Below are 14,652 nucleotides of genomic sequence, written 5' to 3'. Positions count from 1 at the left end.
GCATGGCCCAGGAGACCGCGCCGGAGACCCTCGTGCGGGCCGGCCGCGCGGTCATCGGCGGTGCCGAGCGGCCGGCCTCCGTCCGTCTCCGCGACGGGCTCGTCGTCGCCGTCGGTGCGTACGACGCCGCCGCCGCGGGTGCAGAGGTCGTCGAGCTGGCCGACGACGAGGTGCTGCTGCCGGGACTCGTGGACACGCACGTCCACGTCAACGAGCCGGGTCGCACCGACTGGGAGGGCTTCGCCAGCGCGACCCGCGCCGCGGCTGCCGGGGGTGTCACGACGATCGTCGACATGCCGCTCAACAGCATCCCGCCGACCACCACGGTCGCGGCGCTGGACGCGAAGCGGGCGGTCGCGGCCGACCAGGCCTGGGTCGACGTCGGCTTCTGGGGTGGCGCGGTCCCGGGCAACGTCGCCGACCTGGCGCCGCTCGACGACGCCGGGGTCTTCGGCTTCAAGTGCTTCCTGCTCGACTCCGGCGTGGAGGAGTTCCCCCACCTCGCGCCGGCCGAGCTCGCCGACGCGATGGCCGAGGTCGCGCGGATCGGCTCCCTCATGGTCGTGCACGCCGAGGACGCCGACGAGATCACGGAGTGCGCCCACGGTGCGGCCTACCGCGGCTTCCTGGACAGCCGGCCGGACGCCGCGGAGGAGCAGGCGATCGCGCTCGTCATCGACACCGCCCGGCGCACGGGTGCTCGCGCCCACGTCGTGCACCTCAGCGCCTCGGGCGCCGTGCCGGCGCTGCGGGCCGCCCGGGCCGACGGTGTCGACGTGAGCGTGGAGACCTGCCCGCACTACCTGCACTTCGACGCGGCGACGATCGCCGACGGCGCCACCGCGCTCAAGTGCTGCCCGCCGATCCGCGACGCGACCAATCGCGACGCCCTCTGGCGGGCGCTCGTCGCGGGCGACATCGACCTCGTCGTCACCGACCACTCGCCGTGCACCGTCGACCTCAAGCGCCAGGAGACCGGCGACTTCGCCGACGCCTGGGGTGGGATCGCCTCGCTCCAGCTGGGCCTGCCGGTCGTCTGGACGGGCGCCCGCGAGCGCGGCGTGCCCCTCGCCGAGGTGGTGCGCTGGATGGCCACCGCCCCGGCCCGCCGGGTGGGGCTGTCCGGCAAGGGCGAGATCGCCGTGGGCGCCGACGCGGACCTGTGCGTCTTCGCGCCCGACCAGGAGTGGGTCGTCGACGCGGCGGCGCTGCACCACAAGAACCCGGTCACGCCCTACGCCGGGCGTACGCTCACCGGCACCGTGCGCGCGACCTGGCTGCGCGGACGACCTGTCGACCTGTCGGGCCCGCCGCGCGGCCGGCTGCTGGGGCGAGGGATGAGGAGAGGGGTGGCGCGATGACGTACTGGGTCCCGAGGGGCGGGCTGCCGCCGCAGACCGACCTGACCACCGGCCAGTCCGGTCGGGCGGTCTTCACCGAGGCGTACGCCGTGCTCCCGCGCGGCACCATGACCGACATCGTCGCCAGCCGCCTGCCGCACTGGGACGACACCCGGCTCTGGGTGATCGCCCGGCCGCTGTCCGGCTTCGCCGAGACCTTCTCGTGGTACGTCGTGGAGGTGGCGCCCGGTGGCGGGACCGAGCGGCCCGACGACGACCCCGACGCGGAGTCCGTGCTCTTCGTCGTGGGCGGGCGGGCCACGCTGACCGTCGGTGACGAGACCCACGGGCTCGAGCCCGGCAGCTACGCGTTCGTGCCGCCCGGAACGACCTGGACGCTGCGCAGCGACGGGGCCGATGCCGAGCCGCTGACCTTCCACTGGATCCGCAAGGCCTACGAGCGGGTCGACGGCATCGAGGTGCCCGAGCCGTTCGTCGTGCACGAGGACGACGTCGCGGCCGAGCCGATGCCCGACACCGACGGCGCGTGGGGCACCCAGCGCTTCGTCGACCCGCTCGACGTGCGGCACGACATGCACGTCAACATCGTCGGCTTCGAGCCCGGGGGAGCGATCCCGTTCCCGGAGACCCACGTGATGGAGCACGGCCTCTACGTCCTCGAGGGCAAGGCGGTCTACCTGCTCAACCAGGACTGGGTCGAGGTGGAGGCGGGCGACTTCATGTGGCTGCGCGCCTTCTGCCCCCAGGCCTGCTACGCCGGCGGGCCCGGCCGTTTCCGCTACCTGCTCTACAAGGACGTCAACCGGCACCCGCGGCTGCACCCGACGTCGGGCCCGATCTGACTGACGATGTGACCCGGCTCACGTAGGATGGGCGGTGGCAGGTCGTCGTTCGGCATGGACAACCGGCGACCCGTGACTCCCTGAACCATGCGACGTCAGCGCTGCCCGAGGGGAGAGCACGTGCCGGATCCGCAGGTCACCGTCAACGGGCAGCCGCGCCCGCTCGCCGGGACGCCCATCCACACCAACGCGCTCGACTTCCTGCGCGGCCTCGGTCTCACAGGCGCCAAGGAGGGCTGTGCGGAGGGCGAGTGCGGCGCCTGCGCCGTGATGGTCGCCCGCCCCGAGGGGGCCGGCAGCCGCTGGACGCCGGTCAACGCCTGCCTGGTGCCGGCCCTCGCGCTCGACGGGCAGGAGGTCGTCACCGCGGAGGGGCTCGGCACGCCCGAGCAGCTGCACCCGGTCCAGGCCGGGCTCGCCGCCGCTGGCGGCTCCCAGTGCGGCTACTGCACGCCAGGGTTCGCCTGCTCGATGGCGGCGGAGTACTACCGGCCCGACCGCGAGGCAGGGGCCGACGGGTTCGACCTGCATGCGATCGCCGGCAACCTCTGCCGATGCACCGGCTACCGCCCGATCCGCGACGCGGCCCGCGCCCTCGGTGGTCCCGCACCCGCGGACCCTCTGGCCGAGCGGCAGGCGAACCCCGCGCCCGCGGCGGTGGCGACCCGGGTCGACGGGTTCGCCCGTCCCGCCGACCTCGCCGATGCGCTCACGCTCCTGGCCGACCACCCCGACGCCGTGGTCGTCGCCGGGTCGACCGACTGGGGCGTGGAGGCCAACCTGCGCGGTCGCCGAGCGGCGTACGTCGTCGCTGTCGACCGGCTGCCGGAGCTGCGCGGGATCTCGACCGACGGCCCGGTCGAGATCGGTGCCGCGCTGACCCTGAGCGAGGTCGAGGCGGCGCTCGGCGACACCGTGCCGCTGCTCGCGGAGGTCTGGCCGCTCTTCGCCTCGCCGCTGATCCGCAACGGCGCCACGATCGGCGGCAACCTCGCGACGGCGTCGCCGATCGGTGACCTCGCGCCCGCCCTGCTCGCCCTCGACGCGACGCTGCTGCTCGCCTCGACCACCGGTGACCGGGAGGTCGCGCTGGCCGACTTCTTCACCGGCTACCGCACGACCGTGCTGCGGCCCGCGGAGCTCGTCCGGGCCGTCCGGGTGCCGACCCCACTCGCCGCACACACCACGTTCCGCAAGGTCGCCAAGCGGCGCTACGACGACATCTCCAGCGTCGCCGTCGCGGCCGCCCTCGACGTCGTCGACGGCACGGTCGTGAGGGCCCGCATCGGCCTCGGCGGCGTCGCCGCCACGCCCCTGCGCGCCCGTGCCACCGAGGCTGCCCTCGAGGGACGGCCGTGGACGCAGGAGACGGTCGAGGCGGCCTCCTCCGTGCTCGCGGGGGAGGGCACGCCGATCGACGACCAGCGTGCCAGTGCGGCCTACCGCTCGGCGATGCTGGGCAACGCCCTGAGGGCCTGGTGGGACGAGGCGTGGGACGAGGCGCGGGACGAGGCGCGGGACGAGGAGGGGTCGGCGTGAGCCACCTGTCCGAGCGCCCCGACGACGCGGTCGTCGGCCTCGCCCTGCCCCACGAGAGCGCGGCCCTGCACGTCACCGGCCACGCGCTCTACACCGACGACCTGGTGCACCGCACGCCCCACGTCCTGCACGCCCATCCGGTCTGCTCGCCCCACCCGCACGCCCGGGTCACCCGGGTCGACACCTCCGCGGCCCTGACCGTCCCGGGAGTCGTCCGGGTGCTGACCGCCGAGGACGTGCCCGGCACCAACGACGCGGGCGTGAAGCACGACGAGCCGCTGTTCCCCGACGTCGTGATGTTCGTCGGGCACGCCGTCTGCTGGGTCCTGGGCGACACCCTCGAGGCCGCCCGCGTCGGCGCGGCCGCGGTCGAGGTCGACTACGAGCCGCTCCCCGCGATCGTGTCGCTGACCGAGGCGATCGACGCCGAGCACTTCCAGGGCGGCCGACCCGTCGTGGCCCGGGGCGACGTCGAGGCGGGCCTGGCGGGGGCGACCCACGTCTTCAGCGGCGTCACGGAGATGGCGGGCCAGGAGCACTTCTACCTCGAGACCCATGCCTCGCTCACCCTCGTCGACGAGGGTGGCCAGGTGTTCGTGCAGAGCAGCACGCAGCACCCGAGCGAGACGCAGGAGATCGTGGCCCACGTGCTCGGCCTCGACAGCCACCACGTGACCGTGCAGTGCCTGCGGATGGGCGGAGGCTTCGGCGGCAAGGAGATGCAGCCGCACGGCTTCGCGGCCGTCGCCGCGCTGGGTGCCGTCCTCACCGGCCGACCCGTGCGCCTGCGCCTGAGCCGCACCCACGACATGACGATGACCGGCAAGCGGCACGGCTTCCACGCGCAGTGGCGGGTCGGCTTCGACGACGACGGACGGCTGACCGCGCTCGAGGCGACGCTGACCTCCGACGGGGGCTGGAGCCTCGACCTCAGCGAGCCGGTGCTGGCGAGGGCGCTGTGCCACGTCGACAACGCCTACTGGATCCCGCACGTGCTCGTCCACGGCCGGGTGGCGCGCACCCACAAGACGTCCCAGACCGCGTTCCGCGGCTTCGGCGGACCGCAGGGGATGCTGGTGGTCGAGGACATCCTCGGCCGCTGTGCCCCGCTGCTCGGGATCGACCCGGTCGACCTGCGCCGGCGCAACTTCTACGTGGACGGCCAGGCCACCCCCTACGGGCAGGTGGTCCGCCACCCCGAGCGACTGGCCGCCGCGTGGGAGCAGGTGCTCGCCAGCGGCGACGTCGTACGCCGTCGTGCGGAGGTGGCGGCCTTCAACGCCGCTCACGCGCACCGCAAGCGCGGCCTCGCGGTGACGCCGGTGAAGTTCGGCATCTCCTTCAACTTCACGGCCTTCAACCAGGCCGGTGCACTGGTGCACGTCTACAAGGACGGGTCGGTGCTGATCAACCACGGTGGCACCGAGATGGGCCAGGGGCTGCACACGAAGATGCTCCAGGTCGCGGCCACCACCCTCGGCGTACCCCTCGCGAAGGTCCGTGTGGCACCCACCCGCACCGACAAGGTGCCCAACACGTCCGCGACCGCGGCGAGCTCCAGCAGCGACCTCAACGGCGGCGCGGTCAAGGACGCCTGCGAGCAGGTCCTGGCGCGCCTGCGCGAGGTCGACGCGGGGCGCGGCCTGGCGTGGGAGGAGCTGGTCCGCGAGGCCTACTTCAGCCGGGTGCAGCTGTGGGCGGCCGGCTTCTACCGCACCGAGGGCATCCACTGGGACTCCACGCAGATGAGCGGCCACCCGTTCAAGTACTTCGCCTACGGCGTCGCTGCGGCTGAGGTCGAGGTCGACGGCTTCACCGGCGCCCACCGCACCCGGCGGGTCGACATCGTGCACGACGTCGGCGACAGCCTGTCCCCGCTCGTCGACCTCGGCCAGGTCGAGGGCGGCTTCGTGCAGGGAGTGGGCTGGCTGACGATGGAGGACCTGCGCTGGGACGAGTCCGACGGTCCCGCGCGCGGCCGGCTCACCACGCAGTCCGCCAGCACCTACAAGCTCCCGAGCCTGGGCGAGCTGCCCGATGAGCTCCACGTCGCCCTGCTCGAGCACGCGCACGAGGACGGCGCGGTCTACGGCTCGAAGGCGGTCGGTGAGCCTCCGCTCATGCTGGCGTTCGCGGTGCGTGAGGCGTTGCGCGAGGCGGTCGGGGCCTTCGGACCGGAGGGCGCCAGCGTCGAGCTCGCCTCCCCGGCCACGCCCGAGGCGGTCTTCTGGGCGGCGGAGCGCGCCCGGGGCGCGGCCCCCGACCGCGTCGTCGAGGGCCTGCCAGGTGTACAGCCCGACCGGCCGGACCCGGCGGCGCCGGCCCTCCACCCCCGGTCCGAGCAGGCGGCCCGCGCGGCGGGGGAGGCCTGACGTGCACTGGCTGGGAGCGGTCGAGAGGCTGCGGGAGCAGCGGCTCGCCGGGGTGCTGGTCACGATCGCCGACGTCCGCGGGCACGCTCCCCGTGACGCCGGCGCCAAGATGGTGGTGTCTGCGACGGCGTCGTGGGGCAGCGTCGGGGGCGGCAACCTCGAGGAGACGGCGCTCGCCCGCGCCCGCGCGATGCTCGACGACGGGACCGACGCCCCGGAGCAGCTCGTCCTCGGCCTCACCGACAAGGCGCGCACCGACCACGGTCGCCAGTGCTGCGGCGGCGAGGTCACCCTGCTGCTCGAGCCGCTGCCGGTGGTGGGGTCCGTGGCGATCTTCGGCGTCGGCCACGTCGGGCTCCAGCTCGCGCGGATCCTGGCGGCCCACGACGTCGACCTCCACCTCGTCGACTCCCGCCCGGGCCTGCTCGCCGACGAGCGCCTGGCGTTGCCGGCCGACGGGGAGGCGCGGGTGCGGGTCCACCACTCGCCGGTCCCCGAGCTGGCGCTCGGGGCGGTCCCGGCCGGCACCCACGTCCTCGTGATGACCCACGACCACGCCGAGGACTTCGCCCTCTGCGACGCCGCCCTGCGCTGCACCCACCTCGGGTCGGTCGGGCTGATCGGCTCGACCGCCAAGTGGGCCCGCTTCCGCACCGGCCTCGCGGTGGAGGGTCACGACGGGGCCACGATCGACCGCATCCGGTGTCCCATCGGGTTGCCCGGTCCCTCCTCCAAGCCGCCGGCCGCGATCGCCGTCTCGGTGGCCGCCGAGCTGATGGACCTCCTGGCCGCCGACCGGGCGCGGACCGACGCATGACGATCGCCCCGACCAGCGACGCACGCGTCGTCTACCGGGCCCGCGCGTACGACGCTCCCGAGGACCCGTTCACCACGAGCGGCCCGGCCTTCCGCTACGACGACGACCTCGGGCTCGCCGTCTCCGACGACGGTGTGATCACCGACCGCGGCCCGTTCGCCTCGGTGGCCGCCTCACGCCCCGACGCGCCCGTCATCGACCTCCGGTCCGGCCTGCTGCTGCCCGGGCTGGTCGACACCCACGTCCACTTCCCCCAGGTGCGGGTGATCGGTGCCCTCGGCATGCCGCTGCTCGAGTGGCTCGAGCGGTGCGCCCTGCCGGAAGAGGAGCGCCTCGCCTCGACGTCGTACGCCGCCACGGTGGCCGGTGAGCTCGTGGCCGGTCTCGTCGCCGCGGGGACGACGACGTCGCTGGTCTTCGGGTCGCACTTCGCGCCGGCGATGGACGCCCTCTTCGCCGAGGCCGAGCGGTTCGGCCTGCGGATGACCAGCGGGCTCGTGGTCAGCGACCGCGTGCTGCCCGAGCCGTTGCTCACCACGCCCGAGCGCTCCCACGACGAGGCCGTCCGGCTGGCCGGGGACTGGCACGGCCGCGGCCGGCTCCGCTACGCCGTCACGCCGCGCTTCGCGCTCTCGGCCTCCGACGCGATCCTCGCAGCGTGCGCCGACGTCCTGGCCGCGGTCGACGGCGCCTGCTTCACCTCCCACGTGAACGAGAACAACGCCGAGGTCGCCACGGTCGCCGACCAGTTCCCGCACCGGGACCACTACGTCGACACCTACGACCACCACGGGCTGCTGGGTGGCTGCTCGGTGCTGGCGCACAACGTCCACCCGACCGACGCCGAGCTCGACGTGCTGGCGGCGCGGGGCACCGCGGTGGCCTACTGCCCGACGAGCAACGCCGCCCTCGGCTCGGGGATGTTCTCGCTGCGGCGCCACGTCGCGGCGGGCGTGCGCGTCGCGCTCGGCAGCGACGTCGGCGCAGGCACCGGGTTCTCGATCTTCAAGGAGGGCCTGCAGGCCTACTTCCTGCAGCACCTGCTCGGCGCCGACGGGCTGCCGCTGGCAGCGGGGCACCTGCTGCACCTCAGCACCGCGGCGGGCGCGGCGGCGCTGGGCCTCGGCGAGGTGACCGGCGACCTGAGCCCGGGCAAGCAGTTCGACGCGATCTGCGTGCGGCCGCCGGTCGGCACCGCGCTCGACATCGGGCTGCGGCACGCCGGGTCGCCGGAGGAGGCGCTCGGAAAGGTGTTCGCGCTCGCCGGTGACGCCGACGTCGCCGACGTGTGGGTCGGTGGCGACCAGGTCGCCTCCGGCGGGTTCGTCCGGCCGGTCAGTCGCCCCGCGCCAGCAGGACGTCGTACGCCTGCAGGGTGAGGAAGTCGGGGAAGTCCTCGCCCAGCGCGCAGTCGACGAAGAGCCGGCGTGCGTCGTCGTCGACCGCACCGCCGAGGGCCTCGTGCTCCTCGGCGACCAGCCGCTCGACGAGCTCGCGCGTGATCGCCTCGCCCGAGGCCAGGGTGGCGCCGTTGTGGACCCACTGCCACACCTGCGAGCGGGAGATCTCGGCGGTGGCAGCGTCCTCCATGAGGTTGTCGATGCCTGCCGCGCCGTTGCCCGACAGCCAGGCGTGGAGGTACTGCATGCCGATGCGCACGTTGCCGCGCAGTCCCGCCTCGGTGCGCTCACCGGGTGTCTCACCGACGGCGAGCAGGTCGGCGGCCGAGACCGCCACGTCGTCACGGAGCACGTCGAGCTGGTTGTCCCGCTCGTCGAGGACGGCGTCGAAGACCTCCTCGCACAGCGGCACCAGGTCGGGGTGGGCCACCCACGAGCCGTCGAAGCCGGCGCGGGCCTCGCGGGTCTTGTCCTCGCGCACCTTGGCGAAGGCGCGCTCGTTGACCTCGGCGTCGCGCCGGCTCGGGATGAAGGCAGCCATCCCGCCGATCGCGAAGGCGCCGCGTCGGTGGCAGGTCTGCACGAGCAGGTCGCTGTAGGCGGTCATCATCGGCGCCGCCATGGTCACCGCGTTGCGGTCGGGCAGGGTGAAGCCGGGTCCCGCGTCCCGGAAGTTCTTGATGATGCTGAACAGGTAGTCCCAGCGGCCGGCGTTGAGCCCGGCCGCGTGGTCGCGCAGCTCGTGGAGGATCTCGTCCATCTCGAAGGCCGCGGTGATGGTCTCGATCAGGACGGTCGCCCGCACCGAGCCGTGCGGCACCCCGAGCGCCGCCTCGGCGTGGGTGAACACGTCGTCCCACAGACGCGCCTCGAGGTGCGACTCCATCTTCGGCAGGTAGTAGTAGGGCCCGCTCCCGGCGGCCAGCAGCTCGCGGGCGTTGTGGAAGAAGTGCAGGCCGAAGTCGACCAGGGCCGCGACCACGGGGCGGCCGTCGGCCGTGAGGTGGGCCTCGTCGAAGTGCCAGCCGCGGGGGCGGGGGAGGACCACCGGCGTGCTCGCCGGGTCGGCGACGGCGTACTCCTTGCCCTCGGGCGAGGTGAAGGCGAGGCGCCCTCGGACGGCGTCGCGCAGGGTCAGCTGGCCGCCGACGACGTTGCGCCAGTGCGGGGTGTTGGCGTCCTCGAGGTCGGCGAGCCACACCCGCGCGCCTGAGTTGAGGGCGTTGATCGCCATCTTCGGGTCGGTGGGACCGGTGATCTCGACGCGGCGGTCGCGCAGGTCCGCGGGCACGGGCGCCACCGTCCAGTCGCCTGCGCGCACGTCGGCGGTCGCGGGCAGGAAGTCGAGGCGGCCGGTCCGGGCGATCTCTTCGCGCCGGCTCCGACGGGCCGCGAGCAGCTCGTCGCGACGCTCGTGGAACTGGGCGTCGAGGTCGGCCACGAAGGCGAGCGCCTCGGGGGTGAGCACCTCCTCGGACCTCGGCACGGGCGGGGCGGACACGTCGAGGCCGGTCATGGGCGCCACGCTAGCCGTCGGGGCTCACTGGTGGTCCAGTCCACAGCAGCCCCACGAGCCCGTTTTGGTAACGAACCGGCAACAGCCGCCGCGGCGATCTGGACGTGACGGTGGTCACTTCATATGTTGCGTGGAACAACATATGTACGCGCCTCCGCGCTGGGCGGTAGCCGACGTACGTCAGATCGCTAGGAGGCGGTTCGCGTGAAGCGGAAGCACAGTTTGGTCCTCGTCCCCCTGCTCGGCCTGTCGATGGCACTGACCGCTTGTGGCAGCGACGACAGCGGCAGCGACGACAGCGACAGCGGGAGCGACAGCAGCAGCTCGGAGGCCACCGGCAAGATCGGCGTGATCCTGCCCGACACCGAGTCCTCGGTGCGCTGGGAGAGCGCGGACCGCCCCGCCCTCGAGGCGGCCTTCGACGAGGCAGGCGTCGAGTACGACATCCAGAACGCCGAGGGCGACGCCGAGCGGATGACGCAGATCGCCGACACGATGATCGGCAACGGCGTGACGGTCCTGGCGATCGTGAACCTCGACTCCGAGTCCGGTGCGGCCATCCAGGAGAAGGCCAAGTCCCAGGGCGTCGCCACGATCGACTACGACCGCCTCACCCTCGGCGGCTCGGCGGAGTACTACGTCTCCTTCGACAACACCGTCGTCGGCGAGCTGCAGGGGCAGGGCCTCGCGGACTGCCTCGGCGACAAGAAGGCCAACATCGTCTTCCTCAACGGCTCGCCCACAGACAACAACGCGACGCTCTTCGCCGAGGGTGCGCACAGCGTGCTCGACGGGATGAGCAACTACACCGTCGTCGGTGAGCAGGCCGTCCCGGACTGGGACAACGAGGAGGCCGCCACGATCTTCCAGCAGCTCTACACCGCTGCTGACGGCAAGGTCGACGGCGTGCTCGCCGCCAACGACGGTCTCGGTGGCGCGGCCATCAGCATCCTCGAGGGCAACGGCCAGGCCGGCAAGGTCCCGGTCACCGGCCAGGACGCCACCGTCGAGGGCCTGCAGAACGTGCTCGCCGGCACCCAGTGCATGACGGTCTACAAGTCCGCCACGCAGGAGGCCGGTGCGCTGGCCGACGCCGCCATCGCGCTGGTCAACGGCGAGGAGGCCGAGACCACCGGCACCACGGTCGACTCCTCCGACGACAGCGAGGTCCCCTCGATCCTGCTCGAGCCGCAGTCCATCACCAAGGACAACGTCGGAGACGTGATCGACGACGGTGGCCAGAAGGCCGAGGACGTGTGCACCGGCAAGTTCGCCGACCTGTGCACCGAGGCCGGGATCTCCTGATCCCGATCGGGACAGCCTGACCCTCAGCGGTACGACGACGCCCGGGCCGGACCATTCGGCCCGGGCGTCGTCCTCCGTCCTCTCGCACAACAAATTCTGCTGATCGGAAGTGGGACCATGGTTCAACCGCTGCTCGAGCTGCGCGGCGTCAACAAGAGCTTCGGCGTGGTGCACGTGCTGCACGACGTCGACTTCGCCGTCTACCCCGGACAGGTCACCGCCCTGGTCGGCGACAACGGCGCCGGCAAGTCCACGCTCGTCAAGATCATCGCCGGCATCTACGGCCGCGACAGCGGTGACTACTTCTTCGACGGCAACAAGGTCGAGGTGCACGGCCCGCGTGACGTGGCCCACCTCGGCGTCGAGGTCGTCTACCAGGACCTCGCCCTCTGCGACAACCTCGACATCGTCCAGAACATGTTCCTCGGCCGCGAGGAGAAGAAGGGCGTCGGCCTCGACGAGATCACCATGGAGTCGCGCGCCCGCGAGACCCTCGCGTCCCTCTCCGTGCGCACCGTGAAGTCGGTGCGCCAGAGCGTCGCCAGCCTCTCGGGCGGTCAGCGCCAGACGGTCGCGATCGCCAAGGCCGTGCTCTGGAACTCCAAGGTCGTCCTCCTCGACGAGCCCACCGCGGCCCTCGGCGTCGCCCAGACGCGCCAGGTGCTCGACCTCGTCCGCCGCCTCGCGGACCGCGGCCTCGGCGTCGTGCTGATCTCGCACAACATGGGCGACGTCTTCGAGGTCGCCGACCGGATCACCGCGCTCTACCTCGGCCGGGTGGCCGCCGACGTCCCCGCGAAGGACGTCAACCACAGCCAGGTCGTCGAGCTCATCACCGCCGGACGCTCCGGCGACCTCGGCATCTCCGAGAACCCCGCCACCGCGTCCGTCTGAGAAGGAGCACGACATGACTGACACCGACGTCCCCAGCCCCGACTCCGCGGGCGGCACCGGCACCGTTCCCAGCCCGGCACCGATCCGGGAGACCACGGGCTTCGACAGCGACAACGCGCAGGCCGCGACCATCAAGGACTCGGCGCGCGAATACCTCGACCGCCTGCGCGGTGGCGACATGGGCTCCCTGCCCGCCATCCTCGGCCTCGTCTTCCTGTTCATCGTCTTCAGCTCGCTGCACGACCGCTTCCTGACGACCTACAACATGGCCAACCTGGTCATCCAGGCCGGCTCGATCATCGTGCTCGCGATGGGCATCGTCTTCGTCCTGCTGCTGGGCGAGATCGACCTGTCGGCCGGTGTGGCCGGCGGAGCCTGCGCGACGATCATCGCGCTGATGCTCATCGACTACGACTGGACGTGGTGGGCCGCGACCCTGACCGGCGTCGCCGCGGGAGCGCTGATCGGCCTCGCGATCGGCTCCCTGGTCGCCTTCCTGGGGATCCCGTCCTTCGTGGTGACCCTCGCGTTCTTCCTCGCCCTGCAGGCGATCCCGCTGAAGCTGATCGGCTCGGGCGGCTCGCTGCGCTTCAACGACGAGGTGCTGCGCGGCCTCTCCATCAAGAACGTCCCGGTGACCGCAGGCTGGATAGCGGCGATCCTCATCGTCGTCGGCTACGCCGCGCTCTCGCTGTGGAGCTACCGCACCCTCTCCGCCAAGGGCCTGGTCCACCGGCCGCTGGGCCTGGTGATCATCCGGATCGTCGTGCTCGGCGCGATCGTGCTCGGCGTCACCGCCCTGCTCAGCGCCAACCGCGCCCCCAACCCGGCGCTGTTCAACATCAGCGGCATCCCGTGGGTGCTCCCGGTCGTGGTCGTGCTCCTGCTGTTCTGGACGTTCATCCTCGGCCGCACCCGCTTCGGCCGGCACCTCTACGCCGTCGGCGGCAACGCCGAGGCCGCTCGCCGGGCCGGCATCAACGTCAACCGGGTGAAGATCACCGGCTTCATCATCTGCTCCTCGATGGCAGCCATCAGCGGCCTGCTCGCCGCGTCGTACACCGGCAAGGTCTCGCCGGGCTCCGGTGGCGGCAACGAGCTGCTGTACGCCGTCGGCGCGGCCGTGATCGGCGGCACCAGCCTCTTCGGTGGCCGGGGTCGGGCGATCGACGCGGTGATCGGCGGTCTGGTGATCGCGACCATCCCCAACGGCCTCGGCCTGCTCAACCAGGCGAGCTACATCAACTTCCTCGTCACGGGTGGGGTCCTCCTGCTCGCTGCGAGCGTGGACGCCATCTCGCGCCGTCGCCGTTCCTCTGCCGGCGTGTAGGGCCCGACATGACCACCCGCCGGCGTCCGGGCCTGGGCACCAACCAGGAGCTCGCGCGTCGCCACAACCTCGGGACCGTCCTGCGGCACGTCCATGGAGCCGGTCAGATCTCGCGCGCCGAGCTGACCGGCCTCATGGGGCTCAACCGCAGCACCATCGCCGCGCTCGTCAACGAGCTGGAGGCACTCGGCATCACCGAGCGGGTGCTCCCGGTCGAGGGGACGCCGCGCCAGGGCGCCGGCCGACCGTCGGCCGGGGTCCGCATCGCCGAGCAGGGCCCGTTCGTCATCGCGGTGGACCTCGGGGTCGACCGGGCGGTCGTGGCCCGCATCGGCCTCGGTGGGCGCGTGCTTCAGCGGGCGCAGGCGCCGGTGCGCAGCGACGGCGAGGCGTGGCAGGTCGGCGCCGCCGTCGCCGGACTGATCCGCTGCGTCGTGGAGGAGGTCCCCGACGCCGCGCAGCTGGTCGGCATCGGGATCAGCGTCCCCGGCCTCGTGCGCAACAGCGACGGCCTGATCCGGCTCGCCCCGAACCTCGAGTGGCACGACGTCTCGTTCGGCGGCATCGTCCTGGCCGCGCTCGGCCTCGACGTGCCGGTGTCGATCGCGAACGACGCCGACCTCGGCGCGCTCGCCGAGCACGTCCGCGGGGTGGCCGTGGGGGTGGACGACCTCATCTACGTCTCGGGCAACGTCGGTGTCGGCGCCGGCGTCATCACCGGGGGCGTCCGGCTGGAGGGCGCCGGGGGGTACGCCGGCGAGGTGGGCCACCTCCGCTTCAACCCGGCTGGGCGCGAGTGCCACTGCGGCAACCGGGGCTGCTGGGAGACCGAGGTCGGGGCGCACGCCATCGCCGAGGCCATCCACTGCCCGACCGACAAGGTGGCTCAGCTCGACGAGGTCCTCGACGGGTTCGGCGAGCCGTCACCGGCGCTCCGTGCCACCGGGACGGCGCTCGGGCACGGACTGGCCAGCATCGTCAACGTCTTCAACCCCCGCCAGGTGGTGCTGGGGGGCTACTTCCGCTCCCTCTACGCGCTCGTCGGCCCCGAGGTGGAGGCCGGGCTCGCCAACCGCGCGCTGCCGGCTCCCCTCGAGTCGGTGACGTTGACCCTGCCGGGACTCGGGTCCGACTCCTCGCTCCTCGGTGCCGCGGAGATCGCGCTGGAGCCCCTTTTCGTGGACCCGGTGGCCGCCCTCGGCACCGCGCTCGTCGGCGTCGGCACCCGGCTCGCCGGATGAGCGGCGCCGCCGGCGCGGTCACTGCAGGGCAGAGC

At 72.8% G+C, this 14,652-nt stretch carries 11 protein-coding genes; 10 read left to right on the top strand and 1 reads right to left on the bottom strand.

All coding sequences use genetic code 11. The features are described 5' to 3' along the window. Positions 1-2 precede the first annotated feature (2 nt). The 6 genes from allB to JOD65_RS20715 all read left to right on the top strand — a co-directional run bounded on the left by allB (position 3) and on the right by JOD65_RS20715 (position 8,310). A complete protein-coding gene (gene allB / locus JOD65_RS20740; RefSeq protein WP_191194731.1) occupies positions 3-1,361 on the top strand; it encodes an allantoinase AllB in 1,359 nt (452 codons plus the stop codon). Then, positions 1,358-2,203 (top strand): bifunctional allantoicase/(S)-ureidoglycine aminohydrolase, encoded by an 846-nt coding sequence (locus tag JOD65_RS20735; RefSeq protein WP_191194732.1) that lies wholly within the window; start codon positions 1,358-1,360, stop codon positions 2,201-2,203. Before allB ends, JOD65_RS20735 begins: the two co-directional genes overlap by 4 nt. Positions 2,204-2,323: 120 nt before the next feature. Continuing rightward, entirely contained in the window at positions 2,324-3,742 is a 1,419-nt protein-coding gene (locus JOD65_RS20730) for a xanthine dehydrogenase small subunit (RefSeq protein ID WP_191194733.1), read from the top strand. Continuing rightward, entirely contained in the window at positions 3,739-6,114 is a 2,376-nt protein-coding gene (gene xdhB, locus JOD65_RS20725) for a xanthine dehydrogenase molybdopterin binding subunit (protein ID WP_191194734.1), read from the top strand. The genes JOD65_RS20730 and xdhB overlap by 4 nt, the downstream gene beginning before the upstream one ends. 1 nt (position 6,115) lies before the next feature. Beyond that, positions 6,116-6,931, top strand: coding sequence for a xanthine dehydrogenase accessory protein XdhC (xdhC, locus tag JOD65_RS20720; protein ID WP_191194735.1), 816 nt, complete (start codon positions 6,116-6,118; stop codon positions 6,929-6,931). After that, positions 6,928-8,310, top strand: coding sequence for a guanine deaminase (locus JOD65_RS20715; RefSeq protein WP_191194736.1), 1,383 nt, complete (start codon positions 6,928-6,930; stop codon positions 8,308-8,310). The genes xdhC and JOD65_RS20715 overlap by 4 nt, the downstream gene beginning before the upstream one ends. Here the strand turns inward: JOD65_RS20715 and aceB are convergent. Further along, positions 8,267-9,847: a malate synthase A gene (gene aceB / locus JOD65_RS20710; protein ID WP_191194737.1), complete on the bottom strand. Its 1,581-nt coding sequence runs from the start codon at positions 9,845-9,847 to the stop codon at positions 8,267-8,269. The two genes, JOD65_RS20715 and aceB, sit on opposite strands and share 44 nt — an antisense overlap. Before the next feature lie 204 nt (positions 9,848-10,051). Between aceB and JOD65_RS20705 the strand changes: the two genes are divergently transcribed. The 4 genes from JOD65_RS20705 (at position 10,052) to JOD65_RS20690 (ending at position 14,617) form a co-directional block, all read left to right on the top strand. Then, complete coding sequence (locus JOD65_RS20705) at positions 10,052-11,152, top strand: sugar ABC transporter substrate-binding protein (RefSeq protein WP_191194738.1); 1,101 nt, start codon at positions 10,052-10,054, stop codon at positions 11,150-11,152. Positions 11,153-11,269: 117 nt separating this feature from the next. Next, positions 11,270-12,046: an ATP-binding cassette domain-containing protein gene (locus tag JOD65_RS20700; RefSeq protein WP_191194739.1), complete on the top strand. Its 777-nt coding sequence runs from the start codon at positions 11,270-11,272 to the stop codon at positions 12,044-12,046. A 13-nt stretch (positions 12,047-12,059) separates the two neighbouring features. Beyond that, entirely contained in the window at positions 12,060-13,376 is a 1,317-nt protein-coding gene (locus tag JOD65_RS20695) for a sugar ABC transporter permease (protein WP_191194740.1), read from the top strand. An 8-nt stretch (positions 13,377-13,384) separates the two neighbouring features. Next, positions 13,385-14,617, top strand: coding sequence for an ROK family transcriptional regulator (locus tag JOD65_RS20690; protein ID WP_191194741.1), 1,233 nt, complete (start codon positions 13,385-13,387; stop codon positions 14,615-14,617). Positions 14,618-14,652 lie beyond the last annotated feature (35 nt).

Origin of the sequence: Nocardioides cavernae, from assembly GCF_016907475.1 — a bacterium.
GTDB lineage: Bacteria > Actinomycetota > Actinomycetes > Propionibacteriales > Nocardioidaceae > Nocardioides > Nocardioides cavernae.
The sequence above is the reverse complement of the archived record's forward strand: the minus strand, read 5'-3'. Positions and strand labels throughout refer to the sequence as shown.